Annotated in this window: 20 protein-coding genes, 1 tRNA gene and 1 pseudogene; 12 read left to right on the top strand and 10 right to left on the bottom strand. The window is 74.2% G+C overall.

What is annotated here, in order from left to right; translation table 11 throughout:
• Nucleotide 1: 1 nt before the first annotated feature.
• From ABD067_RS03445 to ABD067_RS03435, 3 genes are read right to left on the bottom strand one after another with little or no spacing between them, the layout of a single operon-like run.
• Nucleotides 2-1435 carry an amidohydrolase family protein gene (locus tag ABD067_RS03445; RefSeq protein ID WP_343893759.1) on the bottom strand — a complete coding sequence of 478 codons (1434 nt, stop codon included), beginning with the start codon at nucleotides 1433-1435 and terminating at the stop codon, nucleotides 2-4.
• A complete protein-coding gene (locus tag ABD067_RS03440) occupies nucleotides 1432-2505 on the bottom strand; it encodes a hydroxyacid dehydrogenase (RefSeq protein ID WP_343893758.1) in 1074 nt (357 codons plus the stop codon). Before ABD067_RS03440 ends, ABD067_RS03445 begins: the two co-directional genes overlap by 4 nt.
• Nucleotides 2502-4844, bottom strand: a complete 2343-nt coding sequence (locus tag ABD067_RS03435) for a xanthine dehydrogenase family protein molybdopterin-binding subunit (RefSeq protein WP_343893757.1) — start codon at nucleotides 4842-4844, stop codon at nucleotides 2502-2504. Before ABD067_RS03435 ends, ABD067_RS03440 begins: the two co-directional genes overlap by 4 nt.
• A 134-nt stretch (nucleotides 4845-4978) precedes the next feature.
• Here ABD067_RS03435 and ABD067_RS03430 point away from each other — a divergent pair, with 134 nt between their 5' ends.
• The 5 genes from ABD067_RS03430 to ABD067_RS03410 all read left to right on the top strand — a co-directional run bounded on the left by ABD067_RS03430 (nucleotide 4979) and on the right by ABD067_RS03410 (nucleotide 9038).
• Nucleotides 4979-6118: an acyl-CoA dehydrogenase family protein gene (locus tag ABD067_RS03430; RefSeq protein ID WP_343893756.1), complete on the top strand. Its 1140-nt coding sequence runs from the start codon at nucleotides 4979-4981 to the stop codon at nucleotides 6116-6118.
• A gap of 1 nt (nucleotide 6119) precedes the next feature.
• The gene (locus ABD067_RS03425) at nucleotides 6120-7139 is read left to right on the top strand and encodes an acyl-CoA dehydrogenase (RefSeq protein ID WP_343893755.1); all 1020 of its coding nucleotides are present in this window, start codon (nucleotides 6120-6122) and stop codon (nucleotides 7137-7139) included.
• Nucleotides 7136-7942, top strand: a complete 807-nt coding sequence (locus ABD067_RS03420; protein WP_343893754.1) for a crotonase/enoyl-CoA hydratase family protein — start codon at nucleotides 7136-7138, stop codon at nucleotides 7940-7942. The genes ABD067_RS03425 and ABD067_RS03420 overlap by 4 nt, the downstream gene beginning before the upstream one ends.
• A 123-nt stretch (nucleotides 7943-8065) precedes the next feature.
• Nucleotides 8066-8485 (top strand): organic hydroperoxide resistance protein, encoded by a 420-nt coding sequence (locus ABD067_RS03415; RefSeq protein ID WP_343893753.1) that lies wholly within the window; start codon nucleotides 8066-8068, stop codon nucleotides 8483-8485.
• A gap of 175 nt (nucleotides 8486-8660) precedes the next feature.
• Nucleotides 8661-9038 (top strand): DUF6496 domain-containing protein, encoded by a 378-nt coding sequence (locus ABD067_RS03410; protein WP_343893752.1) that lies wholly within the window; start codon nucleotides 8661-8663, stop codon nucleotides 9036-9038.
• Between the two features lie 500 nt (nucleotides 9039-9538).
• Here ABD067_RS03410 and ABD067_RS03405 read toward each other — a convergent pair whose 3' ends face one another.
• Nucleotides 9539-10072, bottom strand: coding sequence for a DUF2147 domain-containing protein (locus ABD067_RS03405; protein WP_343894173.1), 534 nt, complete (start codon nucleotides 10070-10072; stop codon nucleotides 9539-9541).
• A gap of 177 nt (nucleotides 10073-10249) precedes the next feature.
• Between ABD067_RS03405 and ABD067_RS26325 the strand changes: the two genes are divergently transcribed.
• The 3 genes from ABD067_RS26325 (at nucleotide 10250) to ABD067_RS03385 (ending at nucleotide 13611) form a co-directional block, all read left to right on the top strand.
• Nucleotides 10250-10894, top strand: coding sequence for a transposase (locus ABD067_RS26325; protein ID WP_408871503.1), 645 nt, complete (start codon nucleotides 10250-10252; stop codon nucleotides 10892-10894).
• A gap of 389 nt (nucleotides 10895-11283) precedes the next feature.
• Nucleotides 11284-13482: an HWE histidine kinase domain-containing protein gene (locus ABD067_RS03390; protein WP_343893751.1), complete on the top strand. Its 2199-nt coding sequence runs from the start codon at nucleotides 11284-11286 to the stop codon at nucleotides 13480-13482.
• Nucleotides 13483-13521: 39 nt separating this feature from the next.
• Nucleotides 13522-13611: transfer RNA gene (locus ABD067_RS03385), tRNA-Ser, on the top strand.
• 91 nt (nucleotides 13612-13702) lie between these two features.
• Here ABD067_RS03385 and ABD067_RS26320 read toward each other — a convergent pair.
• A pseudogene (locus ABD067_RS26320) lies at nucleotides 13703-14284 on the bottom strand (DUF7002 family protein); the annotation flags it as partial.
• 133 nt (nucleotides 14285-14417) lie between these two features.
• Here ABD067_RS26320 and ABD067_RS03375 point away from each other — a divergent pair.
• Entirely contained in the window at nucleotides 14418-15155 is a 738-nt protein-coding gene (locus ABD067_RS03375) for a TVP38/TMEM64 family protein (RefSeq protein WP_343893749.1), read from the top strand.
• A gap of 69 nt (nucleotides 15156-15224) precedes the next feature.
• Complete coding sequence (locus tag ABD067_RS03370; protein WP_343893747.1) at nucleotides 15225-16766, top strand: phospholipase D-like domain-containing protein; 1542 nt, start codon at nucleotides 15225-15227, stop codon at nucleotides 16764-16766.
• Nucleotides 16767-16874: 108 nt separating this feature from the next.
• Here ABD067_RS03370 and ABD067_RS03365 read toward each other — a convergent pair whose 3' ends face one another.
• A complete protein-coding gene (locus tag ABD067_RS03365) occupies nucleotides 16875-17630 on the bottom strand; it encodes an endonuclease/exonuclease/phosphatase family protein (RefSeq protein WP_343893746.1) in 756 nt (251 codons plus the stop codon).
• A gap of 19 nt (nucleotides 17631-17649) precedes the next feature.
• Nucleotides 17650-17976 (bottom strand): hypothetical protein, encoded by a 327-nt coding sequence (locus ABD067_RS03360; RefSeq protein ID WP_343893745.1) that lies wholly within the window; start codon nucleotides 17974-17976, stop codon nucleotides 17650-17652.
• 318 nt (nucleotides 17977-18294) lie between these two features.
• Between ABD067_RS03360 and ABD067_RS03355 the strand changes: the two genes are divergently transcribed.
• Nucleotides 18295-19770, top strand: coding sequence for a phospholipase D family protein (locus ABD067_RS03355; RefSeq protein WP_343893744.1), 1476 nt, complete (start codon nucleotides 18295-18297; stop codon nucleotides 19768-19770).
• 5 nt (nucleotides 19771-19775) lie between these two features.
• Here ABD067_RS03355 and ABD067_RS03350 read toward each other — a convergent pair whose 3' ends face one another.
• Together ABD067_RS03350 and putA are read right to left on the bottom strand one after the other, a co-directional pair.
• Complete coding sequence (locus ABD067_RS03350; protein WP_343893743.1) at nucleotides 19776-20432, bottom strand: endonuclease/exonuclease/phosphatase family protein; 657 nt, start codon at nucleotides 20430-20432, stop codon at nucleotides 19776-19778.
• 95 nt (nucleotides 20433-20527) lie between these two features.
• On the bottom strand, nucleotides 20528-24274 hold the full coding sequence (gene putA, locus ABD067_RS03345; protein WP_343893742.1) for a trifunctional transcriptional regulator/proline dehydrogenase/L-glutamate gamma-semialdehyde dehydrogenase: 3747 nt from the start codon (nucleotides 24272-24274) through the stop codon (nucleotides 20528-20530).
• 870 nt (nucleotides 24275-25144) lie between these two features.
• Here putA and ABD067_RS03340 point away from each other — a divergent pair.
• A complete protein-coding gene (locus ABD067_RS03340) occupies nucleotides 25145-25438 on the top strand; it encodes a hypothetical protein (RefSeq protein ID WP_343894172.1) in 294 nt (97 codons plus the stop codon).
• Here the strand turns inward: ABD067_RS03340 and ABD067_RS03335 are convergent.
• Nucleotides 25435-26219 (bottom strand): M48 family metalloprotease (locus ABD067_RS03335; RefSeq protein ID WP_343893741.1); only part of this gene is annotated, 785 nt, incomplete at its 5' end. The two genes, ABD067_RS03340 and ABD067_RS03335, sit on opposite strands and share 4 nt — an antisense overlap.

Below are 26219 nucleotides of genomic sequence, written 5' to 3'. Positions count from 1 at the left end.
CCTACAACGCCGCGCCGGCGCGGATCTCCTCCGGCACGCGGCGCGGCAGCCACTGGCCGCCGCGCCCGTCGCCGCCGGCCCAGCGTCCGTCCTCCACCACCACCCGGCCGCGCAGCACGGTCATGCACGGCCAAGCGTCCACGGTGCGGCCTTCCCAGGGCGTATAGTCGCTTTCGTGCAGCGCCTCCGCCCGCACCTCGCGCTTGAGGGCCGGATCGAGGATGCAGATGTCGGCGTCCGAGCCCGGCGCGATGGCGCCCTTGCGCGGGTACAGCCCCATGATCTTCGCCGCGTTGGTCGAGACGAGGTCCACGAAGCGGCGCAAGGAGTGGCCCCGCCTGCCGACCATCTCGGAGAACATCACCGCCACCCGCGGCTCCACGCCGGAGTTGCCGCCGGTGGTGTCGTCGATGCGCCGCCCTTGGGTCTTCACCGCCAGCGAGCAGCACAGCTCGTCGGTCGCCACGCAGTTGATCGCGCCGTCCAGCGTGCCGCGCCAAAGCTCGTCCTGGTCCGCTTGCGACTTCAGCGACGGGTAGGTGTGGTAGATCTGCCCGTTCGGACGGCGGTAATCGGCCTCGGTGTAGAGCATATATTGGTGCAGCGACTCGCCATAGACAGGCAGATTCTTTGCCCGTGCCTCCCGGACCGCCCGTACCCCGTCGCCCGCCGAGACGTGCATCATGTAGAGCGCCGTGCCCGGCACCTTCTCCGCCAAGCGCATGATCCGGCGGAAGGAGAGGTCCTCCGACAGGGTGTTGTGGACCTCCGCCATGTTCTCGAAGCCGATGCGCCCTTCGCGGAACAGCTTGGCGTACATGTGCATGACGATGTCGTTGTCCTCGGCGTGGATCACGCCGAGGCCGCCGCGCTTCGCCAGCGCCTGGAACACCTCCCAGATGTCGCCGAAGTCCACCATCCGGCCCTTGCGGCTCGGCGTGATGTCGGTGGTGAAGATCTTCACCGTGGGGTGCCCGGCCTCGATCGCCTCGCCGAGCTGGGAAGGCACCTCCGGCGGCAGGTCGCCCTCCACCATGGTGTGGAGCGCCCAGTCGCAATCGCAGCCGTCCGCGCGCCACTGCCGCATTCGCGCCTCGATCGCCTCCTGCACGGAGCGCCCGTGCGTCCAGCGCGTGAAGTCGATGATGGTGGTCGTGCCGCCGTGCAGCGCCGCCCGGCCCACGACGGACGGCCCTTGCGTCAGGCCCGCCGTGCCGTCCGGGTTGGGGATCGGCCACAGGCAGTGGGTGTGCGGGTCGATGCCGCCGGGCATCACGATCTTGCCCGTGGCGTCCACCAGCCGCGCCCCGGCGGGCAGCGGGAAGCCGCCCCGCGCCGCCACCGCCATCACCTTGCCGCCGCCGATCGCCACGTCCGCCGGGCCGATGTCGTGCGGCGTGACCACGCGGTCGCCGGTGATGACGAGGTCGATCACGATGCCACCGCCATCGGCCGCCCGAACGCCGCCTCCCACCGCGCCATGAAGCGCGGCACCGCCTCCGGGTTGATGATCCGCGGCGGCAACCGTCCCTCCGCCGCGTCGCCGAAGGCCAGCGCCGCGATGCGGGTGATGTTGGCCCGGCTCTCGTCGGTGACGCCGGCCGTGTGCTGGGAGGCGACCACGTTCGGCAAGGCGAGCAGCGGGTGGTCGGCGGGCGGCGGCTCCCGCTCCCACACGTCCAGCCCCGCCCCGGCGAGGTGCCCCGAGGCGAGCGCCGCGCGCAGCGCCGCCTCGTCGTGGATGGAGCCGCGCGCCGTGGTGACGAAGATCGCGCCCTGCCGCATCCGCGCGAAGGCTTCGGCGCCCATCAGCCCCCGGCTCTCCGGCGAGAGCGGCAGGTGCAGGCTCACCACGTCGCTCTCCGCCAGGAGCGTCGGCATGTCCACCTTCTCCGCCCCGCGCGCCGCGACCGTGGCCGCATCCAAATAAGGATCGCAGGCCAGCACCCGGCAGGAGAAGGCGAGGCGCAGGATCTCCGCCGTGCGCGTGCCGACGTGGCCGATGCCGACCAGCCCCACCGTGCGCCCGCGCAGCTCCCGCCCCATCAGCGCGTTGCGGTCGGCTGCCCGTCCCGCGCGCATGGCCGCGTGCGCCTCCGGCATCCGCTTCAAGAGCGCCAGCATCATGCCGACCGCGTGCTCCGCCACGCCCTCCGCGTTGCCGCCGGCCTGGTTCACCAGCAGCACGCCGGCCGCCGTGCAGGCCGCGGGGTCCATCGGGTCGTACCCGGCGCCCGTGCTGCCCACCATGAGCAGCCCCGGCAAGCGCGACAGCAGCCCGGCGTGGACGTGGAACGGCTTCGGCAACTCGTCGCGGGACGCCATGCAGTAGTAGCCATCGCACTCCGCGAGCGCCGCCACCACGGCCCCTTCCGGCTGGTCGAGCGTTATCCGCACCACCTCCAGCGCCGGCAGCCCCGCCGCCGTGTCGAGGAAGGAGCGGTGCGGCACGTGGGACAGGTAGCCCACGCGAAACCGCCGCCCGCCCGGCGCGCGCCCCGTCATTCCGCGGCTTCCCGCATCGGCGCGGCCGAGGCGAGCGCCCGCCACACCCGCTCCGGCGTCAGCGGCATGTCGATGTGCGCCACGCCCAGCGCGTCGCACACCGCCGACACCACCGCCGGTGGCGCCCCGCACGCCCCGCCCTCGCCGGCGCCCTTCACGCCGAGATCGTTGCTGGGGCAGGGCACCACGTTGAAGCCGAGGTTGAAGGAGGGCGCGTCCGCCGCACGCGGCAGGCAGTAGTCCTGGAAGGTGGCGGACAGGAACTGGCCGCTCTCCGGATCATAGACGGCGTGCTCCAGCAGCGCCTGCCCGATGCCCGCCACGATGCCGCCGTGCGACTGCCCGTGGACCAGCATCGGGTTGATGACGTTGCCGACATCGTCCACCGCGGCGTAGCGCACCACCTCCACCGCGCCGGTGTCCTCGTCCACCTCCACCTCCGCGACGTGGCAGCCGTTGGGGAAGTTGCACTCCGTGCTCCGCGTGTAGAGCAGCTTCTCGTCCAGCCCCGGCGCCTCGCCCTCCGGCAGCCGCGCCGGGTCGTGCGCCAGCTCGACCACCCGCGACCAGTCCGCCCGCAGGTCGGTGCCGACCACGCGGAACGCCCCGTCCGCGAACTCCACGTCGCCCACGCCTGCCTCCAGCAGGTGCGCCGCCAGCCGCTTGCCCTTGGCGACGACGAGTTCGGACGCCCGCGCGATCGCCACCCCGCCCATCTGCGAGGAACGCGAGCCGCCCGTTCCGCCGCCGTTCTCCACGAAGGCGGTGTCGCCCTGCTCGAAGCGCACCGCGTCGAACGGCACGCCGAGCTTCTCGTGCAGCACCTGCGCGAAGGCCGTCTCGTGCCCCTGGCCGTGGCTGAAGGTGCCCACCGTCAGCGCCACCGTCCCGTCCCGCTCGAAGCGCACCCGCGCCCACTCGCTCGGCTGCCCGCCCGAGGCCTCGATGAAGTAGCCCAGCCCGATCCCCCGCCGCTTGCCGCGCCGCGCCGCTTCCACCCGCCGCCGGGGGAAGCCGGCCCAGTCGGCGAGGCGCAAGGCCATGTCCTGCGTCTCGGCGAACCGCCCGCTGTCGATCGGGTTGCCGGCGGCGTTGGTGTAGGGGATCTGCTCGGGCCGGATGTAGTTGCGCCGCCGGATCTCGTCCCGCCCTATCCCGAACGCCGCCGCACCCGCGTCGAACAGCCGCTCCAGCACGTAGGCCGTTTCCGGCCGCCCGGCGCCGCGGTAGGCGTCGGTGGGCGAGGTGTTGGTGAACACGCAGCGCACCTGCGCGTTCAGCGCCTGGATGTCGTACACCGTGCCGTTGATCCGCCCGCCTGCCACCGTCGGGATGCGCGGCCCGAAATCCTGCAGGTAGGCGCCCATCGCCGCGACGGTGCGTATCCGCACGCCCAGCGCGCGACCCTCGGCGTCGAAGGCCATCTCAGCCTGCGTCACGTGGTCGCGCCCGTGCGGGTCGCACACGAAGGTCTCGCTCCGCCCGCTCAGCCACTTCACCGGCCGCCCGACGCGCTTCGCCGCCCAGAGCACCATGCCGCTCTCCGGGAAGATCTTGCCGCGCAGCCCGAAGCCGCCGCCCACGTCGGGCGAGACCACGCGCAGCTTGTCCTTCGGCACCTTGAGGATGTGCTGCGCCAGCCCGTCCCGCACCCGGATCACGCCCTGGGTCGGCGAGTGCAGCGTGTAGCCCCCCGTCGCCGGGTCGAACTCGCCGATGGCGACGCGCGGTTCCATCGGGTTGCCGACCAGCCGGTTGTTCACCAGCTCCACCCGCACCGTGCGCGCCGCCCGCTCGAACGCCGCGCCGGCCTCGGCCTCCCGCCCGCTGCTCCAATGGACGCAGAGGTTGCTGCCGCGCTCCTCCCACACCAGCGGCGCCCCGGACAGGTCGGCGGCGGCCGTGTCCGTCACGGAGGGGAGCACCTCGTACTCCACCTCCACCAACTCCGCCGCGTCCTGCGCCTGCTGCCGCGTTTCCGCCACCACCAGCGCCACCGGGTCGCCAACGAAGCGCACCTTCGAGGTTTGCAGGATCTCCCGCGGTGTCGGCCAGAGCTTGCCGCCGTCCTTGCCCGGCACCTCCACCATCACCGGGAACCGCCCGATGCCGTCCGCCTCGGCGTCGTGGCCGGTCAGCACCGCCAGCACGCCCGGCGCCGCCCGCGCCGCCTCCGTGCCGATCGAGACGATCCGCGCGTGGGCGTGCGGGGAGCGGAGCACGAAGGCGTGGGCCTGGCCCGGCCGGTCGATGTCGTCCGTGTAGGTGCCGCGGCCGGTCAGCAGCCGCACGTCCTCCTTGCGGCGCACCGGCTGGCCGATGCCGAACTTCTCCACCATCGCCGCTTCCCGACCCGTTCCCTTCCCGCCAGCAAAGCCCGCCGCGGCCCAGTGTGTCGAGGGGCCGGGGGGAGGGGTGGCGCCCCGGCGCCGGATGCGCCACTCAAGGGGAAAAGCACCGGAGGACGCCCGACATGCCCGGCCTGCGCTTCGACCTCCGCGACACCCCGCCCGAGGCGCCCGCGCTCCGCGCCGAACTCCGCACCTTCCTGGCCGAAGCCGGCAAAGACTGGCCGCCCCGCGTCCGCGCCTACTCCTGGATGGGCTTCGACCGCGAGTTCTCCCGCGAAGTGGGCAAGCGCGGCTGGATCGGCATGACCTGGCCCAAGGCTTACGGCGGCGGCGAGCGCACCGCCCTGGAGCGCTACGTCGTGCTGGAGGAGATGCTGGCCGTCGGCGCCCCGGTCGCCGCGCACTGGATCGGCGACCGGCAGAGCGGCCCGCTGCTGCTGCGCCTCGGCACGGAAGAGCAGCGGCGCGAGTTCCTGCCCCGCATCTGCAAGGGCGAACTCGCCTTCGCCATCGGCCTCTCCGAGCCGGACAGCGGCTCCGACCTCGCCAGCCTCCGCACCAAGGCGGAGCGCGCGCCGGGCGGCTGGAGGATCAACGGCCGCAAGGTCTGGACCACCAACGCCCACCGCTGCGACTTCATGATCGCGCTGCTCCGCACCAGCCCGCCGCCGGACCCGAAGGGGAAGCACCAGGGCCTGTCGCAATTCCTGGTGGACCTGCGCGCCTCCGGCATCGCCATCCGACCCATCCTCGACCTCGCCGGCGAGGAGGGCTTCAACGAGATCACCTTCGACGACGTGTTCGTCCCCGACTCCCTGCTGGTGGGGAAGGAGGGCGAAGGCTGGAAGCAGGCCACCGCCGAACTCGCCTTCGAGCGCGCCGGTCCGGAACGCTACCTGTCCTCCCTCCCGCTGCTCACCGCCGCGCTGGACGACCTCCGCGACGAGCCCGCCGCGCCCGAAGTCGTGGGCCGCCTGCTGGCCCGCGCCGGCACGCTTCGCCAGATGTCGCTCGCCGTGGCCGGGATGCTCCAGGACGGCATCACCCCGGAACGCGAAGCCGCGCTGGTTAAGGACGCCGGCAACGACTACGAGCAAGCCCTGCCCGAGCGCCTCCGCGACCTCATGGACCCCGCCCGCACGCCCCCGGAGGTGCAGGAGATGCTCGCCGACGTCACCATGGTCGCGCGCTCCTACTCGCTCCGCGGCGGCACGCGCGAGATCCTGCGCGGCATCATCGCCCGCCAATTGGGGCTGCGCTGACATGGCCGAGGACGAAGGCCTGCGCGGCATCCTCATCGAACAGGTGGACCGCCTGCTGACCGACAGCGGCGGCCCCGACGTGTTGCGCGCGGCCGAGCGCGGCGAGTGGCCGGAAGCGCTGTGGGCGGAGGCGGAAGCCCTCGGCCTGCCGCTGGCGCTCGCGCCGGAAGCCATGGGCGGTGCCGGCCTCGGCTGGGAGGACGCGGTCGCGGTGTGGCAGGCGCTCGGCCGTCACGGCGCGGCGCTCCCGCTGGCGCAGAGCATGGTCGCGGCGGCGCTGCTCGCCCTCGCCGGCATCGAACCGCCCGCCGGCTATGTCGCGCTGGCCTTGCCGGGCGAGCCGGTTGCCTGGGGCCGCCGCGCCGCCCACGTCGTGGCGGTGGACGAGGCAGGGCAGGTGGCCTTCCACGAGGCCGCAGGGATCGAATGGCGCCGCGCCGCCGACCCGCTCTCGCGCGAGCCCGCCGACCGCCCGACCTACGGCGCGTCCCTCCGCACCGGCCGCCTGCCCGGCGGCGCCGAGTCCGCGGGCAACGCCGGCACCCTGCTGCACGCCGCGCTGATCGCTGGCGCCCTGGAAGCCGCGCTCGACATGGCAGTGGACTACGCGAACACCCGCAAGCAGTTCGGCCGCCCCATCGGCGCCTTCCAGGCGGTGCAGCAGCAGCTCGCAGTTTGCGCCTCCGAGGCCGCCGCCGCCGCTGTCGCTTGCGCCGCCGCCGGCCGCGCCGCCGACCGCCGCGGCTTGGAAGGTGCCGGCTTCGAGATCGGCAGCGCCAAGGTCGTCGCCGGCGAGGCGGCCGGCACCGGCGGCGCCATCGTCCATCAGGTCTTCGCCGCCATCGGCTTCACCGACGACCACCCGCTGCACCTTTTCACCCGCCGCATGTGGTCCTGGCGGAACGCCGCCGGCGCGGAGCGCGTCTGGGCCCGCCGCATCGGCGAAGCGGCCCTGGCCCGCGGCGGCGAAGCGCTGTGGCCGGACCTGACGGCGAGAGGCGAGGGGAGGGGGAACGCATGAGCGGCACGAACTACGTTCTGGAAGAGCGGGAAGGGGACGTCGTCCTCCTGACCCTGAACGCGCCGGAGCGGCGCAATGCCATCTCCACCTTCGCCGATTGCGACGCGGTCGTGGACGCCTGCGGGCGCGTCAACCGCGACCGCACGGTGCGCTGCGTGATCCTCACCGGCGCCGGTTCCGCCTTCTGCTCCGGCGGCGACCTCAAGGCCATGCGCGACAAGCGCGGCATCATGGAGGGCAGCCACGCCGACCTGCGCGAGAACTACCGCCGCGGCGTGCAGCGCATGGCCCAGGCCCTCTACGACTGCGACGCGCCGACCATCGCCGCGGTGAACGGCCCCGCCATCGGCCTCGGCCTGGACGTGGCGAACATGTGCGACATCCGCATCGCCTCCGAGAAGGCCAGCTTCGCCGAGAGCTTCATCAAGGTCGGCATCGTCCCCGGCGACGGCGGCGCCTGGCTGCTGCCGCGCGTGGTCGGCATGTCCATGGCGTTGGAGATGAGCTTCACCGGCGAGGCCCTGGACGCCCAGGCCGCGCTGGCCGCCCGCCTCGTCTCCCGCGTGGTGCCTGAGGGCGAGCTGCTGCCCGCCGCCCGCGACCTCGCCCGCCGCATCGCCGCCAACCCGCCGGACGCGCTGCGCATGACCAAGCGGCTGCTGCGCGAAGGACAGTACATGCGCTTCTCCAGCCTCTTGGAGCTGTCCGCCGCCTACCAGGCCCTCGCCCACAGCACGGACGACCACAAGGAGGCGGTGAACGCCATGCTGGAGAAGCGCCGCCCGACCTTCACCGGCCGCTGACGCCGCCGGAACCGGAAGGGAGGCAGGCTGTTAGCTACGCCCGGCGGGCGGCGGGCACCCGCGGCCCGCCCCGCGCGAAGACCAATCCCGGCCCATCGGCCACCCGGAAAGGGGGAAGACGCCATGCAGGTCCTCTACACCGCCACTGCAACGGCGACCGGCGGCCGCCAAGGCCGCATCCGCTCCTCGGACGGCGTGCTCGACCTGAGCCTGGCGCACCCCAAGGAACTGGGCGGGCCGGGCGGCGCCGCGACCAATCCGGAGCAGCTCTTCGCCGCCGGCTACGCCGCGTGCTTCGAGAACGCCCTCCTGCGCGTGGCGCGCGAGCGCAAGGCCCCGCTCCGGGAGTCCCACGTCACCGCCCATGTCGGCATCGGCCGGGAGGAGGACGGCTTCTTCCGGCTGAAGGTCGTCCTGGAGGTGTGGGTCCCCGGCCGCGACCGGGCCGAGGTCGAGGAGATGGTCCGCGTCGCCCACGAGGAGGTCTGCCCCTACTCCCGGGCGACGCGCGGCAACATCGAAGTGGACCTCAAGGTCGCCTGATCCGGCTAGCCGCCGCCGCCCTTCCGGCGGGCGGCGCACCGCCCGCGCGTCGCGTGCCATTCCGAACCGACGCGGCGGCCCTGGTCGCGGAACCCCGCTCGGGGCCGGGCGTCGGAGTCGACGGCGCGGCGTTGGGCGGCGTCGCCGGAACGACCGCGCCGCGGGGAAACGGACGATGGCGAAGAAGCAGAGCCCGAAGCAGCGCGAGATCGTCGGCCGCGTGATGCACGAGTTCAAGCACGGCGACCTCGAGTCGTCGTCCGGCCGCAAGGTGAAGAACCCGCGCCAGGCCATCGCCATCGCCCTGCACGAAGCGGGCGCGTCCCGCGACGAAACGCCGGCCGGCAACCGGCGCAACCTCGCCCGCACGCAGGCGAAGGAGCGGCAGGCCGAGGCGGGGCGGAAGGGCGGCGGCCGGAAGGCGCCGCCGGAGAGCGGGCGGCGCGGCGCCGGCGAAACGCGCGCCGCCTTGTACGGCGAAGCCGTCAAGCGCGGCATCGCCGGCCGGTCCCGGATGACCAAGGCGCAACTCGCAAAAGCCCTGAGCCGCTAGGGGTCGGGCGGCGCGGCGAGACCGGGAAGGGACGAACCCTCCGCCGTCTCGCCCGGTACGTAAGCCGGCCCTGCGTCGTGGCTCGGGCACATAGCCCCACCGGAGGCCGGTGGGACCGTCCCGGAGGTCACGGGAAGCGCGGCAGGCGTCCCGCTCCAGCCAAGCCCGTCGCTCCGAAATCAGCCATGCATGTCCCGCGATGTTGGGCGGTTCGGAGAAAGAAGCGACGATCCGGGCGTCCATCGGGTTGAGTCGGCAGCGGGCCTCGGCCGACCCGACGCACGTCCGCCTGCCGCGCCACCAAACGCCGCCCAGGGACCGGTCCTCCTTGAGCAGCCGAGCGCCAAGTCGCCCGGGGCGGAACCTGAAGGCGTACCGTAGTTTGTGCGCTGACTGACCGTTTTGAAAGTCGGGGCGGGCGGCTGAGGCGGGGGATTGGGCCGGAGATCAGCTGCACCGGTGAGCAACGCCGTCTGCCTCAGGCCGCACGCTTCCTTTGCTCAGCACCATCCCTCCGATGTCCCATGCGGAACCCGCAGCAGGGTCTTGGTCTCGCCGAAGAGCCGGACCCGCGAGTAGATGCGCGCCACGATCAGGTCGGCGGACCTGAGTTCCGCGGAGACGTTGTACGTTTTCCCGTCGTCCGGGTTGTAGAACCAACCGCCTCCCCAGCGGTCGGGACCGGTGGAGCGCAACCCCCAAAGGACGGTCAGGCCGCAGAGGCGGCGCTGCCGGAGCGCCGGATCGGGGTTGTTCTTGTCGCGGTTCAGCTGCCCCTGCGGATCGCGCGGGGTCTGCAGCCACAGGATCCGGCCGCACAGCAGGCCGCCGCAGTCGAAGATCTGCACGGCCGCCTTGCCGTCTATCAGCCACACGCCGCCCGGAACGGCCGCCCAGGCCGGGGCGCGCGGAACAACCAGGGACATGAGCGCGGCGATCAGCAGGACAGCGCGACCGGGCCGGCACGGCGAGCGGCGCCGAAAAGGATCCCTTGTCCCGTCCAGACCGGAAAGGGGGCGATCGGAATTCGGCATCACGAACGTCTCCCCAACGCCGTCGCCGCGCGCCGCCGATGTGGCTCGGCGGATCATTGACTTCCAGAATGGCTGCGGCAGCCCTCGTCTTGAAAGGGGGCGCCATTCGCCACGACGAGGGGTCGGCTGCTGTGGTGACGGCGTTCCCGGGGGGGGCGTTCCGGTTCGGAGGCCGCTATGTGGACGCTCATGGATCGCGTGCTGGTCGGAGATTTCGGGTCCGGCCAAGCACTTGGCGATGACCGGTATCGGCTGCTCGAACCGCTCATCCCGCCCGCCGAGCCCAGCGGCCGGCCGCGGACCACGGACATGCGGCGCCTGCTGGACGGGCTGTTCTACGTCGTGCGCACCGGTTGCCAGTGGCGGCATCCGCCGCCGCCTCCGGCTTTCCCGCCCTGGCCCACGGCGTACGGGTACTTCCGGGCGTTCCTGGCGGCGGGCGTGTGGGAGAGCATGCGCCACCACCTCGTCGCCATGCTGCGGGAGCGCGAAGGCCGGGACGCCGGCCCCACCGCGGCCATCATCGACACCCAGAGCGTCGAGACGACGGAAAGGGGGCCGCGCGGCTGGGACGCGGCGAAGCGGTTGAAGGGCCGCAAGCGCCAACGTCGCGGTGGACACGCAAGGGCTGTTGCTGGGCGTGGCCGTGCACGCGGCCGACACCAGGACGCCGACGGCTTCTGGGAGCCTGCCGAGGCGCGTGAAGCCGCTCTACCCTTGGCTCCGGGCGGTGTTCGCCGACAGCATCCACAACCGGCTCACGGCGATGCTGGCCTGCTTCCTGTTCGGCTTGGTGTTGATCATCCTCCGCCGCGCCGCTGAGTGGTGGAGAGGACACTGGGCTGGCTCGGACGGTGGCGGCGTCTGTCCAAGGACTACGAGGAACTCCCCGAGGTTTCCGAGGCCATGATCACCTTGGCGATGATCCGCCTCAGGCCCCATCGCCTCGCCCGTCCGAACTGCAAGCGGCTATCGGCGCCATGACTTCCGAAACGGGCCGTGAGAGCAAGCCCCGGTGTTCCACCACCACCGGCACCGCCGACGCGGTCGGAGCGCCCGCCTGCCGGCCGCCCCGTACCGGTCCAAGTCCTCCAAAAAGAGGGTCAGAGATGGCAGCGACGGTCTTTTGGTTCCGATATCACTACATACTTTGAGGGCCACCACAAGCTTTTCGGCTGCCCAGCATTATCGACCTATGGTAGAAACACCAGGTGAGCACCAAATCATCCCTCCTGATGCGCGCGTCCTTCGCAGCGGTTCTGGCGGTAGCGCCGGCCGCGGGCGCAATCGTGTACCTCCAGTCCGATCTGCGACGGCAGGGCGCGGACGCCGCGCGGGAGGAGGCGCTCCGCCAGACGCGGGATGCCTCCGTCCGCCTCGGCCGCTTCGTGGAGGGGGTGCGGGACGCCTTGACGGTGATGGCCGAGACGCCCGCCGTCCGCAACGGCGAGCCGGCGAGCTGCACCGCCATGCTGACGCAGCTCAAGGCCCGGTTCGGCGACCAGATCCTCATGAGCGCCAACGCCGTCGACGGCTGGGCGGTGTGCAGCACCGCCGGCGTGGCGCCGCGCTCGGTCCGCAACGGCGAGCGCTCCTCGCACCAGCTGCCCTTGCAGGCCGGCGGCTTCGCGGTGGGCGTTTGGGAGCCGGGCAGCGGCCCGCGCTCCAGCGGCCTGCACCTCGGCGTGCCCATCCCGGCGGAGGGCGGCATCGGCTTCGCCGGCACCATGACCGCCGCCGTGGAGGTGGCACGCCTCGCGGAGGTGCTGCGCCCCGTGCCGCTGCCGCCCGGCGCCGAACTCATCCTGGTGGACCGCAACGACCGCGTCGTTCTCCGCGTGGCGGACGACAAAGGCAGCGACCTCAAGCCCGGCGACGCGGTGCCGCCCGCCCTGATGAACCTGCTGCCCGCCCTCCCGGCGACCGGCGTGGACGCCGATGCCGAGGCCGGCCGCCTCGTGTCCGCCACCGACGCCGGCGGCGCGCCGCGGCTGGTGGCGCTGGCCCCCTACGTGCCCGGCACCGAGGGGGCGCTCCGGCTGGCCGTCTCCTACAAGCCGTCCGCCCTGCCCGGCGCGGGCGGCGGCGCGTCGGCCGCCACCGTCGGCCCGCTCCCGACGGGCGCGGCGCTCGGCTTCGGCGGCCTGGCGCTGGCTGTCCTGATGGCCTTCGCCGGCGCGCGCATCATGCTGGCGCGGCCCCTGGCGACGGCGCTGGCCTCCGCCGCCGCGTCCTCCGGCCCGGCCGACGCCGGGCGGTCCTTCTCCGCGCCGCCGCCCTCCGCCTCGGGGCGCGACAGCGAGGCGTTGCTCGCCCTGGCGCTGGAAGCCGGCAACCTCGGCGCTTGGGAACTCGACCCGGCCACCGGCAACCTCAACCACTCGGAAAGCTTCGACGCCATCTTCGGCTACGGCCGGCCTGTCGAGCGGTGGACCTGGCGCTCCTTCCTGCGCTTCGTCCTGCCGGAAGACCGCGCCGCCGCCAAGGACGCCTTCCGCCGCCTCCGCGCCGCGCCCGGCTCGGTCGCGCACGAGGCCCGCATCTACCGCGAGGGCGACGGCTCCCTCCGCACCCTCCACCTGCGCGCCGTCCACCAACCCGGCCCCGACGGCAAACCCCGCATCTTCGGCGTGCTGGCCGACGCCACGGACGCCTTGGCGGCCGCCGCCGCGGACCCCTACGCCATGCCCGCCGCCGCGCCCGCGGCCGCGCCGCCCGCTCCGCACCAGCCCGGCGGCGAGGGCCAGCTCCGCCTGTCCCCGGCCGAGCTGGACCACCGCGTCCGCGGCCTGTTCGCCACGGTCCAGGGCATCGCCACCGAGACGCTCCGCGCCCCGCCAGGCACCGGCGGCCTGATCCCCGCCGCCGCCAAGGCCGCTTTCGAGACGCGCCTGGCCGCCCTCGGCCGCTCGCACGAGGTCCTGATGCGCGAGGACGGCGCCAAGGCCGATTTGTCCGAACTGGTCAATCTCGTCCTCGCCCCCCACGCCACCGGCCCGTCCGGCGCCCGCCACACGGCCAGCGGCCCCGCGCTGTGGGTGCCGGCCGCCATGGCCGTGCCGCTCTCCGTGGCGCTGCACGAGCTGGCGACCAACGCCGCCCGCCACGGCGCGCTCAGCCAGCCCAAGGGCAGCGTCGCGGTGATGTGGCGCCTGGAGGAAGTCGGCCCCGGCCACGCCCCCATGCTCCGCCTCCGCTGGGAAGAGCGCGGCGGGCCGCAGCTCGACGGGCCGCCGCGCCGCCGCGGCTTCGGCCTCAAGCTGCTCGAAACCGGCCTGGCGCCGGAGATCGGCGGGCTGGTGTCGCTGGAGTTCAAGCCCGGCGGCCTGGTGTGCGAGATCGAAGCCCCGCTCAAGGCGACCGCCCCCGCCGCGCCCGCCGCCGTGGCGGCGGGCGCGCCCGCGCGTTGACGCGGCGCCCCGCCCGCCGCATCTCAGCCGCCCGGACCGGGATGGGTGGCCGAGCGGTTTAAGGCACCGGTCTTGAAAACCGGCGTGGGTTCACGCCCACCGTGGGTTCGAATCCCACCCCATCCGCCACGCCGCCACCCCCAACGACGCGGTGCTCGACCAAGTGCTCCGCCACGTCGGCGACGCCGCCCACCACCGTCACCTCGCGTATCCGGTCCAGCCCCCCGCGCAGCCTCCGCCACACCTCGTGATCGTGGAGGAGCAACGGGGTGAAGGTGGACAAGCCCCGCCGCGCCGGGCGCCGGATCGTCGAGCCGGTGTTGATGGCGGCGAGTTCGACCCGCCGCTGGTGGCGCCGCGCGAGCCCCAGGGTGTCGAGCACCAGCACCAAGCGCTGCCGCCCCCGGTTGAGCCGCGCGCCGAGCAGCCGGCCGAGGCCCTCCTCGTCGGGCCAGAAGAACACCCGGCCGTTCAGGAGGGCGAGCCAATCGGCCGGCGCGAGCCCGTCGTCGAGGCACGCTTCCAGCGCCGCTTCGCTGAGGGGCAGGTTGTCGGTGATCACCGCCGTTCCGTGCACCGGATGGCGCAGCCGCACGCTCGCCGGTCGCCGCCGGCGTTCGATCGCCTCCCGGTCCGCCGCCGGCACCTCGAACAGCGACAGCAAGGCGCTGGTCGGGAGCAGGCCGTGCCGCAGGATGCCCGGCAAGGCGCCGGGGTCGGCGACGTGGTAGAGGCGCGGGTGCTTCGCTGCGAGATCCTCGGGAGTCAAACCTGATCCTCGGTGGCGCAAACCGGCCGCCATGTACCCAGGATGGATCGGCCCCGCCAGCGTACCGAAGGCGCGCATCCCGGCCCGCGCCGGAGCGTTCGTCGCCCGGATGGCGGCGGCCGCGGCACCCGTCCGTCCGTCCGTGGCATGGCCGGAGCACCGCCAGTTGAACGACCCGTCCCCCACCCCGTCCGGAGCAGGGCAAGCCGGCCCGGTTTGGCCCAAGCTATGGCCGGTGGCGGCGCTGGCCGCGGCGTTCGGCTTGGCCTGGGTCTCCGGGCTGTTCGATGTGGTGTCCATCGACTCCTTGGCGGGGCACCGCGACACGCTCGCCGGGCTGGTGGCGGAGCGGCCCTTCTTGACGGCGTTGGCCTACGCCGCGGCTTACGTGGGCGCCGTGTCGCTCTCCATCCCGGCGGGCCCGGTGCTGACCATGGCCGGCGGCTTCCTGTTCGGGCGCTGGCTCGGCACCGCGCTGGCGGTGCCGGCGGCGACGGCGGGCGCCTGCGTCCTGTTCCTGGCCGTCCGCTCGGCCTTCGCGCCGGCGGTGGCGCGGCGGGCCGGGCCGTTCACGGAGAAGCTGCGGCCAGGGCTGGAGCGCGACGGCTTCTGGTACCTGCTGTCCCTGCGCCTGCTGCCGGTGGTGCCCTACCCGGTCGGCAGTATCGCGCCGGCCCTGGTCGGGATGCCCTTCGCGGCCTTCGCCGGCGCCACCGCGCTCGGCATCCTGCCCGGCACCGTCGTCTTCGCCGGCCTCGGCGCCGGGCTCGGCGAGGTATTCGACCGGGGCGGGACGCCGGACGCGTCGGCCCTGCTGGCGCCGCCGGTGCTCCTCCCTTTGCTCGGCCTCGCCGCGCTGTCGCTGGCGGCGATGTGGTTCCGCCGCCGCCGCAGCAACGCGTGAATTCGACCTGTGAAACCGGAACGGCTACGGCGATTTCCTTTGCACGACGCAGCCCGCCTCCAAGGGACCATGACGCCGCCGAACGACTTCCAGGACGCCGCCCTACTCGCCCCGCCGCCCGGTGTCCGCGGCGGGGACGGACCGCTGCTGCGCCCGGGCGAGACCTGCTGGCGCGTGGAGCGGGGCGGCAGGGCCGCGTTCCTGCTCGACAGCGCCGCCTACTTCGCAGCCGCGCGCGAGGCCATGCTCCAGGCGCGCCGTTCGATCCTTTTGCTCGGCTGGGACTTCGATCCGCGGACCCGGCTCCGCCCCGGCGCCGAGGGGAGTGGGCCGGCGCCCGACCTCCCCGACGAGATCGGCCCCTTCCTGAAGGCGCTGATCGAGCGCCGGCCGGACCTCGAAGTGCGGGTGCTGGTCTGGGACATGCCGATGCTCATCGAGGGCGGCCGCGACCTGTCGCCGAGGAAAGAGCCCGAATGGTTCCGCGACAGCGCGGTGCGCTTCCGCCTCGCCCGCGCGCCCGCCGGCGCGTGCCACCACCAGAAGCTGCTGGTTGTGGATGGCGCCGTCGCCTTCTGCGGCGGCGGCGACTTCGCCACCAACCGCTGGGACACGCCGCGCCACCCGGACCACGACCCGCGCCGCCGCGAGCCGTCCGGCGAGGAACACGAGCCGCGGCACGAGGTGATGGTGCTGGTGGAGGGCCCGCCCGCGGCCGCCCTCGACGCCCTGGCGCGCGAGCGCTGGCGCGGCGCGGAGCGCGGGCGTCCCGGGCCGGACGCGGAGGACGCGCCGCCGCGGCCGCGCACGGGCGCCGCTCCTTGGCCCGCCGGCGTCCGTGCCGACCTCGCCGAAGCGCCGCGTGTCGGCATCGCGCGCACGAAGCCGGAATGGGAGCGCGGCCTGCCGGCGCGGGAGGGCGAGGCGTTGCACCTCGCCGCCATCGCCGCCGCGCGCCGCTTCATCTACCTGGAAAACCAGTACTTCGCCTCGGAGCGCATCGCGTCCGCGCTCGCCTGGCGCTTGGCGGAACCGGACGGTCCCGAGGTCGTGCTGGTGCTGCCGGAGCGGAGCCCGGCCGCGGTCGAGCGCCTGGCGATGGACTCGCCGCGCGCCGCGCTGCTCGCCCGCCTCCGCGCCGCCGACCGGCACGGCCGCTTCGCCGCCTACGCGCCGCGCACGCCGGGCGGGCGGACGGTCATCGTGCATTCCAAGGTGGCGGTGATCGACGACGCGCTGCTGCGCGTGGGCTCCGCCAACCTCAACAACCGCTCCGCCGGCTACGACACCGAATGCTGCCTCGCGCTGGAAGCGCCGCCCGGCGACGGGCCGGAAGCGGCGCGGGCGCGGGAAGCGATCCGCCGGTTCCGCGAGCGGCTGATCGGCCACTACCTCGGCGTGGACGGCGACCGCTTCGCCGAGGCGGCGGTCGCGGCGGGCGGGCTGGCGCGCGGCATCGAGGCGCTGGAGGCAGGGGCCCGGAACCGGCGGCTGGTCCCGCTCGCGCCCGACGGCAAGCTCGACCCGCTCCGCGCGCTCGTCGCCCGCTGGCACCTCTTCGACCCGCACGGCACCGGCGACGCTTGGCGCCCCTGGCGCCGCCGCGCGTAGAGCAGATCGCGCCCGACCATCTCCGGTCGGGCGCGTGAGGACGCTCGCCGAGGCAACAAGCCAGAGCGCGCCGACCAGGGAGCGGTCAGCCGAAACGCGCTCCAGGCGCTACCGGGCCGGCGGCGCCCCCGCGACCTCCACGTCCACGACCAGCGGCAGGTGGTCGGACGCCACGCGCTCCACCACGCCCCGGCGCGCCTCCGCCCGCAGCGCCTCCACGCCTTCGCCCAGGAAGACGTGGTCTATGCGGATCACCGGCCAGCGCGCGGGGAAAGTCGGGCGCGGCCGGTGCCCCGGCACCGCGCGCTGCGCGTCGCGCAGCCGCCCCGCCAGGAGCCTGTAGGCGGGCGACCGCGACACCGCGTTGAAGTCGCCGAGCAGCACCGCCGGCTTTCCCCGGCAATCCGGGTGCCCGAGCCACCCCGCCCCGAGCAGCGCCGCGGCCTGCGCGAGCCGTTCGCGCGCCACCAGGCCGAGATGCGTGTTGACCACCTGCAACTCGACCCCCCCGCCGAGGTCCACCGCGACCCAGAGCGCACCGCGCGGCTCCAGCAACGGGAGGCGCGACAGGCCCGGCAGCGGCCCCGCCTTCACCAGCCGCATCGGCAGGGCGCTCAGCAAGGCGTCGCCGTAGCGCTCCTCTTCCACGTGGAGGGCGGGGTGGAAGTGGAAGCGCATCCCGAGTTCCTGCGCCACGGCGTGCGCCTGGTCCAACCCGTTGGTCCGGGCCCGGCCCATGTCGAGTTCCTGGAGCGCCACCACGTCGGGCCGCGCGCCGGCGATCACCTCCGCGATCCGTTCGGGCGAGAGCCGCCCGTCGGTGCCGCGGCAACTGCGGACGTTGTAGGTGAGGAGGCGGAGCAAGGAGGTGCGGCCCGCGCCGTCAGTCCAGCCGGATGCCGCCGGCGCGGATGACCCGGCCCCAACCCTCGATCTCGCGCTGCACGAAGGCCGCCGTCTCGGCGGGGGAAAGGTCCATCGGCAGCCCGCGCTGCGCCACGATCCTCGCCAGCGTGTCGGTGCCGCCGCCGGGCGGGAAGGGCACCACCATGCGGATGGGCCGGCTCGGCCAAGCGACGCCGGCACTGTCCTGTTGCTGCTGCTGCTGCTGCTGCTGCTGCGCCGCCGCCGCCGCCGGGCCGGGAGCGGCGCCGGGCGCCGCTAGGACCAAGGCGAGGGCGCCGGCCGCACCGCGGGATGTCCGGATCATCGCTGCCGCTCCTCCACTGCCGCCGCGCCACCCCACGCGCACCTTTCTAGACGACGGCAGCCGCGCGGTCGCCGCCGGCACACCCGCAGCCCCGTGCGGTTCCGGTCGGGAGTCGCCGCGTCGCGGGCGCGCTATCCCACGAAGATGCGGCAAGCCCTTCGGTTCCGGCGCCCCCGCGAACGGCGCCCTCCCGGTTTGCGTTCCGGTGTCGGCGGGCGCCGGGCGGTGCGCCATATAGGGTCCGGTCCCCGCGGCGTCCCCGCGCGGGGGCCGCGGGTCGGAAGGGAGCAGGACGGTTTGGCGCTTGTTGGAGCGGCGATGGACGACCCCGGAGTGGCGGCGCGGCACGGCATGGCGCCGGCCGGCGCGCCCGAATCCATCCCGGTGCTGGACGCGCCGGGCGCCGCCGGCGTGTCGCTCGTGCCCGACAACCGCGCCGCCTTCGCGCTGCGCGCCCGGAGCGCGCGTGCCGCCGCCGAAACGCTGGACCTGCAATACTACACCTGGAACGAGGACGTGACCGGCGCGCTGCTCGCCCGCGAGGTGCTCGGCGCGGCGGACCGCGGCGTGCGCGTCCGGGTGCTGCTGGACGACCTCTACGTGCGCGGCAACGAACGCGCGCTGATGGCCCTCGCCGAGCACCCTTCGGTGGAGATCCGGCTCTACAACCCCTTCCGCGTCCGCACCTGGGGCACCCTGGGCGCGGCGGTGGACTTCCTGCTGGCGAGCTACCGCCTGAACCACCGGATGCACAACAAGGCCTGGATCGCCGACGGCCGGCTGTTCGTGGGCGGCGGCCGCAACATCGGCGACGAATACTTCGACGCCGCCAAGCAGTTCAACTTCCGCGACCTCGACCTCGTGGTGGAGGGCGTTTCGGCGGCTGAGGCGGTCGCGCAGTTCGACCGCTACTGGCACAGCGTCCGCGCCCGCGCGCTCGAAGCGCTGGCCGCGGCGGCGGCCGTGCGGAAGCGCGCGGACAAGCCGGGCGGGCTCCCCGGGCTGCGCCGGCGGCTCGAAGCCTCGGCCGTGGGCCAGGAGGGGGCGGAGTACCTCGCGCAATCCGCCGCCGGCCCGGATTTGGCCGCGCTGCTGGCGGACGGGCGCGTGCTGGTCCCCGTGGACCGGGTCCGCATCGCCGCCGACCCGCCGCGCAAGGGCCTCGGGCGGCGCCGCGCGCCGGGGATGCTGGCCGAGGTCCGGGCCGCCATCGGCGCGGCGCGGCGCGAGGCGCTCATCGTCTCGCCGTACTTCGTGCCCGGCCGGCGCGGGGCGAAGCTGCTGGCCGGGCTGGTCCGCCGCGGGGTGCGAGTGGTGGTGGTGACGAACTCGCTGGCGGCGACGGACGTGCTGGCGGTCCATGGCGGCTACGCGCGGCGGCGGCGGCGCCTGCTGCGGGCGGGCGTGGAGCTGCGGGAGCTGAAGCGCGGGGGGCAAGAGGGGGCGAGCCTGCTCGGGTCCGGCGGCAACGCCAGCCTGCACACCAAGGCTTTCTGCGTGGACGGCGAGCTGGCCTTCGTTGGGTCGTTCAACTTCGATCCGCGCTCGGCCCATCTCAACACGGAGATGGGGACCTTCGTGCGGCACCCGGCGGTGGCGGAGCGGTTGCGGGGGGAGATCGAGCGGCTTTCCGACCCGGCGCGGAGTTGGGTGGTGCGGCTGGACGATGCCGGGCTGCTGGTCTGGGAGGACGGGTCGGCGGGCGGGCCGGTCCACGGCGAACCGGGGACCACCTTGACCCGCCGCGTCCTGGCGCGCGTGCTGGGGTGGCTGCCGATCGAGCCCTACTTGTAACCGTGTCAGGCCGCCACGGCCGGCACCTCCACCGCGGCGGCGGGGTGCAGCGGGACGCCGGCCGTCGCCGCGCGCAGCTCGACGCTGATCGGCCGGTGGTCCGAGGCGCCGCGGTCCAGGGCGCTGGCGGCGTGGCAGACGAGGCCGCGGACGACGCAGCGGTCGATCCGCAACGGCATCATGTCACCGGCGATGTGGGTCGGCTCGCGCGGGCCGACGTCACGGAAGCCGGGCAGGAAGGTCGGGCCGACCAGGTTGAAGTCGCCGAGGATGGCGGCGCGGGCGGGCAGGACGCCGGCGATGCGCCGGAGCTGGCGGCGATTCAGCACCTGGCCGTGCGACAGGTGGACGTTGGCCACCGTGAACTGTTCGAACTCCAGGATCTGGCAGACGCGCTGCACGATGGCGCCGGAGGGCAGGCGCAGCACGGAGGGCGTGCCGGCGGGCAGGCGCGCCGGACTCCAGGCCGCCAAGCCGTGGACGCGGCCGGGCAGCACGGCGCGGTGGTAGTGGCCGCCGAGGAGCGAGGGCAGGCCGTCCATAACCTCCGTGGCTTCCTGCATGAGCAGGAGGTCGGGGTGCTGCTTCTCGATCAACCGGGCGACGTCGTGCAGGGAGGCACCGACCAAGCGGAGGAGGTTCCAGCTTATGATCCTGATCATGGTGCCCATACGTGGTGGTTACCCCTATCATAACACAACCGAGAGGCGCGCAGGCTATTGGAAATGGAACGATCCACCCGTTCGTGCCCCCCGTCTCAACCGATGGCCAGCAGGCTCGCGTTCCCACCGGCCGCAGCGGTATTGGTGCTGACGGAGCGTTCGTCCAGGAGGAACTCCAACGATTGTTCTTCCTCGCCGGTTCGCAGGCTTTCGGGCCTGGCCGCGAAAATAGGCCGGATCGGCCCGGGCATGGCCGCGATTTGCTCGGCCAGGCTTCGGAGCGCGTCGCGGCCCCCCTCGAACAGCACGGCGGCGCACTCGGCGGTGCCTTGAAGGCTCGTGGCCGTCGTCACTCGGCCGGTCAGATCGGCCGGCAGGTCCGCGATGGCGGCCAGGAGGGCGGGCGGGGCGAGGACCCGCGCGGTGTTGCCGGTGGCGAGCGCGGCGCCGATCTGCGCGAACAGGCCGGACTCGGTGGCGGGCGCGCAGAGCAGGGTGCCTTTCGGCCGCAAGTAGTAGGCGTTCGCCTCGCCCACCGGGCCGGGCAGGTCGAGGCGCAGCCCCAGGCGGGAGCGTTCGGCGTAGCGGGCGCAGCGTCCGGCGGCCTCCGTGTGGCCGCGCGCCTTCAGCCAGTCGCGCCACGCGACCGCGGCGGCCGGCGGCGGCGCGGGCGCCCGCGGCAGGTCCGGCTCCGGCGGGCGGGATGAGAGCAACCGGCGCAGGTACAGCGGCCCGCCGGCCTTCGGGCCGGTGCCGGACAGGCCGCGCCCGCCGAAGGGCTGGGAACCGACCACGGCGCCGATCGTGTTGCGGTTGACGTAGGCGTTGCCGGCCGCGGAGCGCTCGGTCGCCCGCGCGATGGTCTCGTCTATGCGCGAGTGGACGCCGAAGGTCAGGGCGTAGCCGGTGGCGTTGACCTCGTCCAAGAGCGCGTCCAGCCGGTCGCGGCGGAAGCGCAGCACGTGCAGCACCGGGCCGAAGACTTCGCGCTCCAGCTCGGCGATGCTTTCGATCTCGATCAAGGTGGGCGCGACGAAGGTGCCGTGGCGGCAGCTTTCGGACAAATGGGCGGCGTGGACCGGGCGGCCTTTGCGGCGCATGGCTTCGACGTGGCCGAGGATGTCGCGCCGCGCTTCCTCGGTGATGACCGGGCCGACGTCGGTGGAAAGGCGGTCGGGGTTGCCGACTGACAGCTCCGCCATCGCGCCTTTGAGCATGGCGAGCGTCCGGTCGGCAACGTCCTCCTGCACGCAGAGGACACGGAGGGCGGAGCAGCGCTGGCCGGCGCTGTCGAAGGCGGAGGCGAGGGCGTCGGCGACCACCTGCTCGGCGAGGGCGGAGCTGTCCACGACCAGGGCGTTCTGGCCGCCGGTTTCGGCGATCAGCGGCACGGGGCGGTTGTCCGGGCCGAGGCGCTCCGCGAGCTCGCGCGCGATCAGGCGCGCGACGTCGGTGGAGCCGGTGAACATGACGCCGCAGGCGCGCGGGTCGGCCACCAAGCGGGCGCCGACCTCGCCCCCGCCGGGCAGGAGCTGCACCGCGGCGGGCGGCACGCCGGCTTCGCGCAGCAGGTGCACGGCGAGGGCGGCGATGAGGGGCGTTTCCTCCGCCGGCTTGGCGATGGCCGGGTTGCCGGCGGCGAGGGCGGCGGCGACCTGGCCGGTGAAGATGGCTAGCGGGAAGTTCCAGGGGCTGATGCACACCACTGGGCCGAGCGGCCGATGGGTGGCGTTGTTGAAGCCCCGGCGGACCTGCGCGGCGTAGTAGCGTAGGAAATCCACGGCCTCGCGCACCTCGGACACGGCGTTGGCGAGCGACTTGCCCGCTTCGCGCACGATGGGCCCGAGGAGCGCCGGCATCCGGCCTTCCATGAGGTCGGCCGCGCGCTCCAGCAGCGCGGCGCGGTCGGCGGGCGGGGTGGAGGCCCAGCGGGGCGCGAAGGCTTCGGCTTGCGCGAGGGCGGCGTCCACCGTTTCCGGCGCCGCCTCGACCACGTGGCCGACGAGGTCGCGGCGGTCGGCGGGGTTGCGGATCTCACGCGCTTCGCCCGGGGCTTCGCCGTCGCCGAGCAGCGGGGCGGCGCGGAGCGGCGCTCCGGCGCCGGCGAGCAGGGCGGCGGAGAGCGCGGCGAGTTTGCGCTCATCGGACAAATCCAGCCCGGCGGAGTTCGGCCGTTCCGGCCGGAACAGGTCGCGCGGCAGGGCGATGCGGGGGTGGGGGGCACCCGGCGCCGGTTCGACCGCGCGCGCGGCTTCGACCGGGTCGGCGGTCAGCGCCTCGACCGGGACCGAGGGGTCGCCGATGCGGTTGACGAAGGAGGAGTTGGCGCCGTTCTCCAAAAGGCGCCGCACGAGGTAAGCGAGCAGGGTCTCGTGCGTGCCGACGGGGGCGTAGATGCGGCAGGGGCGGTCGAGCTTCGCCGGGCCGACCACCTCCTCGTAGAGCGGTTCGCCCATGCCGTGCAGGCATTGGAATTCGTAGCGGCCGGGGCGGAACTCGGGGCCGGCCATCGTGTGGATGGTCGCCAGCGTCTGGGCGTTGTGGGTGGCGAATTGCGGGAACACCGCGTCGGGCGCGTCCAGCAGCTTGCGGGCGCAGGCGAGGTAGGAGACGTCGGTGTGGAGCTTGCGGGTGAAGACCGGGAAGTCCTCCAGGCCGTCCGCCTGGGCGCGCTTGATCTCGCTGTCCCAGTAGGCGCCCTTCACCAGACGGACCATCAGGCGGTGGCCGCTGCGACGGGCGAGGTCAACCAGCCAGTCGACCACGAAGAAGGCGCGCTTGCCGTAGGCTTGCGCCACGAAGCCGATGCCGTCCCAGCCGGCCAGTTCCGGCGCGAAGCAGAGGGACTCCAGGATGTCGAGCGAGAGGTCGAGCCGGTCGGCTTCCTCGGCGTCGATGTTCAAGCCGATGTCGTAGCGGCGGGCGAGAACGGCGAGGGACAGGACCCGCGGCAGCAGTTCGCCCATCACGCGCTCGCGCTGGGCGCGGGAGTAGCGCGGGTGCAGGGCGGAGAGCTTCACGGAGATGCCGGGGCCGTCCACCACGCCGCGGCCCTCGGCGGCGCGGCCGATGGCGTGGATGGCGCCCTCGTAATCGCGCAGGTAGCGCTCGGCGTCGGCGGCGGTGGCGGCGGCCTCGCCCAGCATGTCGAAGGAGTGGCGGAAGCCCTTGGCCTCCATGCGGCGGGCGTTGGCCAGCGCCTCCTCGATGGTTTGGCCGCAGACGAATTGCTCGCCGAGCATCCGCATGGCGAGGTCCACGCCGCGGCGGATCACCGGCTCGCCGCCGCGGCCGATCAGGCGGGTGAGGGCGGCGGCCAGACCGGCTTCGCTGTTGGTGGAAACCAGCTTGCCGGTGACGACGAGGCCCCAGGCGGCGGCGTTCACGAACAGCGACGGGCTGTGGCCGACATGCGAGCGCCAGTCGCGGGCGGACACCTTGTCGCGGATCAGGGCGTCGCGGGTGGCGCTGTCCGGGATGCGGAGCAGGGCTTCGGCGAGGCACATCAGGGCCACGCCCTCCTCCGAGGAGAGCGAGAACTCCTGCACCAGCGCTTCCACGCCGCCGCGCCGGGCGGCCTTGGCGCGGAGCGACTCGACCAGGCGGCGGGCCAGGGCGTCGCGCGCGGCGCGAGCCGCGGGGGCCGGCAGGGCGGCCGCCTCCAAGAGGGGCGGGAGGCAGTCCGGTTCCGGGCGCCTGTGGGCGTCGTCCACGCGGGCGCGCAACGGCGGGCGCGGCCGGGCCGTGTCGCGCGCCAGGGCGAGGAAGGGCGCGGGTGCGCCTTCGGGGACGGTTTTCGGCGCTTCGGCGAGCGCCGCCGACGGGCGAGCGGCGTGGTTCACCGGGCGGCGCCGCCGGGCCGCACGCGGGCCGTGCTGCGCGGGAACAGCGCCCTCGCCCCACTTGTCCCGGCCGTGTCCGTGTTCGCAGCCATCCGCCAGCGCTTCGGTTCCGCCATCCATGTTGGGTCGGTGCGGCGGTGGCGGTAGCGCCCGCCGGGTGCCGGGCGGGACATGTGATCGGGGCGCGGCGGCGAGCGGCGGCTGGCGCGATGGCGGGCCGCCCCTCGGGCGAGGGCGCCCCCGCTCGCGGTGCGCGCCGGGGCGGGGCGCCTTTTTGCTGCTTTCGGACAAATCCTTCGGGCGTCGCGCCTCCGTGCCGATTGCGGACAAACGGGCCGGGGCGCGGGCCGGCGTGCGCCGTCCGGGCGGGTGGCGGCAGCCGCTGCCGCCGGGCGCCGGTCCGCGGGGGCGGGGCGCCAAGGCCGGGATGACGGTCGCTTGCGGGCGGCGGCCATGGGCCGGTTGGCCGTTGCGCTGCTTTCGGTCAATTTGCGCGGACGGCCCCGCACGGCGTCCGGACACGATGGAAGGGCCGGGGCGGAGGCGCGGCGGCGAAGGTCGCCCGCTCCGGCAACCGGGGCCGGGTCGGTCGGGACGGCGCGGGGCGACGTGCGTGCGTGGCACAGGTTGCCGGCGCTTCCGGACGGATGCACGCCGTGCAGCGCGGAGCGGCGGCGTGGCGCGGAACGCGGCGGGTGCATCCTGGGCGGCTCCGGCGGACCTTCCGACATCATGGCACGATTCTACCAGGGATTGCAAGACATCTTTCCTAGGCGCGCGGCGAAGAGGCGGGGCACGCACCGGTCAACCCGGCCCCGCTTCGGGCGTTGGCCGGGACCGACGGAGCCGGAGGAGCGGACGGTGAAGCGGATGAAGCCCATGCGGCCGATGGAGCCGATGGAGCCGATGGAGGCCGGCGCGGCTTGGTGGCCGGAGGAGTTGGGGCAACCGGCGTCGAGCGGCGCCCAGAACGAGACGCGCTACGCCTTTTTCCCCGACCACCGGCGCCTCGCCATCCAGCGCGGCGGGGAGGTCTCGCTCTACGACACGGGCGAGCACCGCATCGGCGGCGTGTCGCAGGAGGGCGGCGGCGGCGGCTGGCCGCTCGCCTTCAGCAGCCAAGCGGGCGAGGTGACGCTCGACCAGATGGAGCGCGTGGGCTAGCCGCCCCGCCGTGGTATGAGGTCGGGGGAAGCGCGGATCTCCTCCGTGGTGCGGCGCCACGCGGCGAGACGTTCGGCTTCGGCCGGGTGGGTGGCGAGCAGGCCGGCCACGCCGCTGCCGCTCCGCGCCGCCTCGGGGCGGGCGATCCGCGCCCAAAGGTTGCCGGCCCGCTCCAGGTCGTAGCCGGCGCGGGCGACGAGGTAAGCGCCGAGGTAGTCGGCTTCGCGCTCCTCCCCCTTCGAGTAGGCGAGGCGGGCGGCGCCGGCGCCGAGTTGCGCGGCGCCTTGGCCGATCACCAGGCCGGCCAGGCCGCCGAAGGGCACCACCGCGCCGATCACGGTGCTGGCCACCGTGCCGGCGACCGTGCCGCGCGTGCGCTGGCGGTTGAGGTGGCCGGCGAGGTGGTGGCCGAACTCGTGCGCGACCACGGCGGCCAGTTCGTCTTCCGTTTCCACCAAGCGGACCATGCCGGCGGTGAGGGTGACTTGGCCTTGCCCGTGGGCGAAGGCGCGGGCGGCGCCCGACGACGGGTCGAAGCGCACGGTGAAGCCGCAGGGGCGGTTCAGGTAGGCGGCGCAGACGGGCTCGGCCGCGGCGGAAACGCGGGCAGCGGCGGAGGCGAGCATGGCCGTGCCTTCCTCCGCGGTGCGGGGCTGGGCGGCGGGCGGCGGGGCGGCGGCGATGCCGCGGCGGGCCGCCTCGACCTCGGCGGCGCCGATCGCGGGCGGTGTGGGGCGGGCGGCACAGGCGGCGAGCAGCAACGCCAGCGCCGCGGCGGCCG

The organism is Craurococcus roseus (genome assembly GCF_039523795.1).
Taxonomy (GTDB): Bacteria; Pseudomonadota; Alphaproteobacteria; order Acetobacterales; family Acetobacteraceae; genus Craurococcus; species Craurococcus roseus.
This window is presented reverse-complemented; position numbering and strand designations above follow the sequence as displayed.

Coding starts and splice junctions, on each gene's coding strand:
- ABD067_RS03440 (WP_343893758.1), bottom strand. CDS start 2,505: ATGACGGGGCGCGCGCCGGGCGGGCGGCGGTTTCGCGTGGGCTACCTG.
- ABD067_RS03435 (WP_343893757.1), bottom strand. CDS start 4,844: ATGGTGGAGAAGTTCGGCATCGGCCAGCCGGTGCGCCGCAAGGAGGAC.
- ABD067_RS03430 (WP_343893756.1), top strand. CDS start 4,979: ATGCCCGGCCTGCGCTTCGACCTCCGCGACACCCCGCCCGAGGCGCCC.
- ABD067_RS03425 (WP_343893755.1), top strand. CDS start 6,120: ATGGCCGAGGACGAAGGCCTGCGCGGCATCCTCATCGAACAGGTGGAC.
- ABD067_RS03420 (WP_343893754.1), top strand. CDS start 7,136: ATGAGCGGCACGAACTACGTTCTGGAAGAGCGGGAAGGGGACGTCGTC.
- ABD067_RS03415 (WP_343893753.1), top strand. CDS start 8,066: ATGCAGGTCCTCTACACCGCCACTGCAACGGCGACCGGCGGCCGCCAA.
- ABD067_RS03410 (WP_343893752.1), top strand. CDS start 8,661: ATGGCGAAGAAGCAGAGCCCGAAGCAGCGCGAGATCGTCGGCCGCGTG.
- ABD067_RS03405 (WP_343894173.1), bottom strand. CDS start 10,072: ATGCCGAATTCCGATCGCCCCCTTTCCGGTCTGGACGGGACAAGGGAT.
- ABD067_RS26325 (WP_408871503.1), top strand. CDS start 10,250: ATGTGGACGCTCATGGATCGCGTGCTGGTCGGAGATTTCGGGTCCGGC.
- ABD067_RS03370 (WP_343893747.1), top strand. CDS start 15,225: ATGACGCCGCCGAACGACTTCCAGGACGCCGCCCTACTCGCCCCGCCG.
- ABD067_RS03360 (WP_343893745.1), bottom strand. CDS start 17,976: ATGATCCGGACATCCCGCGGTGCGGCCGGCGCCCTCGCCTTGGTCCTA.
- ABD067_RS03355 (WP_343893744.1), top strand. CDS start 18,295: ATGGACGACCCCGGAGTGGCGGCGCGGCACGGCATGGCGCCGGCCGGC.
- ABD067_RS03350 (WP_343893743.1), bottom strand. CDS start 20,432: ATGATCAGGATCATAAGCTGGAACCTCCTCCGCTTGGTCGGTGCCTCC.
- ABD067_RS03340 (WP_343894172.1), top strand. CDS start 25,145: ATGAAGCCCATGCGGCCGATGGAGCCGATGGAGCCGATGGAGGCCGGC.